Source organism: Pseudomonas sp. NPDC089408, assembly GCF_044749445.1.
Classification (GTDB): Bacteria; Pseudomonadota; Gammaproteobacteria; order Pseudomonadales; family Pseudomonadaceae; genus Aquipseudomonas.
In genome coordinates, this window is the sequence record NZ_JBIVHY010000041.1 from 1 (window position 1) to 1,013 (window position 1,013).

General features: G+C 53.7%; 1 pseudogene. It reads left to right on the plus strand.

The window, feature by feature from the left end:
- A pseudogene (locus ACIP02_RS27320) lies at positions 1-994 on the plus strand (IS3 family transposase); the annotation flags it as partial.
- Positions 995-1,013: the final 19 nt, after the last annotated feature.

A 1,013-nucleotide genomic window follows, 5' to 3' on the forward strand; every position in this document is an offset into this window, starting at 1 on the left:
GTCAGCAAGACGAGGATCAGCAGGCCGAACTGCGCAAGCTGCGCGCTGAACTCAAGCGCGTGACGGAAGAGCGAGACATCTTAAAAAAGGCCGCCGCGTACTTTGCCAAGGAGTGCGGCTGAAGTACGCCTTCATCAAGAAGCACTCGACTGATTACCCGGTGCGGCGCCTTTGCCAAACCCTCAAGGTGCACCCCAGCGGCTACTACGCCTGGCTGGCCGAGCCTCAATCTGCCCGAGCAAAAGAAGATCAACGTCTGCTTGGCTTGATCAAACACGCCTGGCTAGAAAGCGGAGGTGTATACGGCTACCGCAAAATTCACGATGACCTACGTGAGCTAGGAGAGGAATGCGGACGAAATCGAGTCGGGCGCTTGATGCAGGCGGAGGGGCTGCGTTCGCAAACGGGCTATCGGCGGCGTCCAGGGTTTTACGGTGGAAAACCAACAGTGGCCTCGCCCAACCACCTCGCGCGGCAGTTCAAGGTTAGTGAGCCGAACAAGGTCTGGGTGACAGATATCACTTACATCCGCACCTATGAAGGATGGCTCTACCTGGCGGTAGTGCTGGATCTGTTTTCACGCCAAGTAATTGGTTGGTCAATGAAGCCAAGGATGTGCAGCGATCTGGCTATCGACGCAATGTTGATGGCTGTGTGGCGACGCAAGCCACAGCAGCAAGTGATGATTCACTCAGATCAAGGTAGTCAGTTCAGTAGCTCAGATTGGCAAAGCTTCTTGAAGGCTAACAATGTAATCAGCAGCATGAGTCGGCGGGGAAACTGCCACGACAATGCCGTAGCCGAGAGCTTTTTCCAGCTTTTGAAGCGGGAGCGGATCCGAAGAAAGATCTACACAACCCGTGAAGAAGCCCGAAGTGATATTTTCGATTACATCGAAATGTTCTATAACCCTAAACGCCGACACAGCAGTGCTATGCAGCTGTCTCCAATAGAGTATGAGAAACGCTATTTCCTGAGCTTGGAGAGTGTCTAGGAAACCAGGGGCGATTCAG